1 protein-coding gene is annotated in these 1,330 nt (G+C 72.6%); it reads left to right on the forward strand.

Features of this window, described 5'->3' with window-relative positions; genetic code table 11:
• Window positions 1-257 precede the first annotated feature (257 nt).
• Window positions 258-1,319 carry an IS110 family transposase gene (locus E9549_RS22780; protein ID WP_236828883.1) on the forward strand — a complete coding sequence of 354 codons (1,062 nt, stop codon included), beginning with the start codon at window positions 258-260 and terminating at the stop codon, window positions 1,317-1,319.
• Window positions 1,320-1,330 lie beyond the last annotated feature (11 nt).

A 1,330-nucleotide genomic window follows, 5' to 3' on the forward strand; every position in this document is an offset into this window, starting at 1 on the left:
CTGACTGTGAGGCTGGCCGGGTCGGTCCTTCAGTGATGGGCTGACGGCCGGCAGCGGTGAGCGTGACCCGTCGTCTGACTGGCTTCGTGCCTTTGGCCGGACTTGTCCGCTCGCTGCTGCCGGCACCGGCCCGGCCGGAGACGTTGGCCTGATCAGGAGCTTGACCGCCAGTTGGCGCTGGCGTGTCTCATCACAGTCCTGCCATCTCCGCACCGGACCGGGACCTGCAGCGTCCCCCCGGTCAAGGAGAAGAACGCATGTCCATGCTGGCAGAACTGGTCGAGGTCGTCATCGGCGTCGACACCCACAGCCAGACCCACACCGCCGCGGTGCTCGATGCCCGCACCGGCGCAGTGCTGGCCCGAGCCACGGTTCCCGCCGACCCCGACGGCTACGCCGAGCTCATCGCTGTGGCCGAGGCCCACTCCGGGCTGCGGGCCTGGGCGATGGAGGGCACCGGCGGCTACGGCGCCGGCCTGGCCCGCCACCTCGCCGCCACCGGCGAGCTGGTCGTGGAGCTGGACCGACCCAAGCGGCCCCTCCGGCGGGCCGGGGCCAAGTCCGATCCGATCGACGCCGAACGCGCCGCCCGCGACGCGCTGGCCCGCACCCAGCTGGCCCAGCCCAAGACCGGCGCCGAACGAGCCGCGCTGCAGATGCGCCTGACCGCCCGCCGCGCCGCCGTGGAGGCCGCCGGTGCCACCACGCGGCAACTGCTGGCCATGGTCATCACCAGCCCGGAGCCGGTCCGCAGCCGGTTCCGTGGCCAGACCACCCGCGCCGTGATCACCACCGCCGCAGCGCTCCGCCCGGCGGCCAGCAGCGGGGACATCGAGGCCATCACCGCGCTGACCGTGCTGCGCCAACTGGCCCGGCGCATCCGCTTCCTGGAGGCCGAGGCACTCGACCACGAGAAGGCCATCCGCACCACCGTGCGCTCCTGGCGGCCGGACCTGCTCGAGCTGACCGGAGTCGGTCCCATCGTGGCCGCCACGGTGCTCACCGCCTGGTCACACCCTGGGCGCTGCCGCGACGACGCGGCCTTCGCCATGCTCGCCGGCACCGCACCCATCCCAGCGTCCTCGGGCAAGACCGTGCGCCACCGGCTCAACCGCTCCGGCGACCGCCAACTCAACCGAGCCCTGCACACCGTGACCCTCACCCGGATGCACCACGACGAACGCACCCGCACCTACGCCGACCGCCGCCGCGCCGAAGGCAAGACCGACCGCGAGATCAAACGCTGCCTCAAGCGCTACATCGCCCGCGAGCTCTACCGACGCCTCGAAACCCCACCCTCAGCCCTTGACGCGTCATAGGAGCGTCCGGC

Origin of the sequence: Blastococcus sp. MG754426, from assembly GCF_021699055.1 — a bacterium.
In the GTDB taxonomy this organism is placed as follows: Bacteria; Actinomycetota; Actinomycetes; order Mycobacteriales; family Geodermatophilaceae; genus Blastococcus.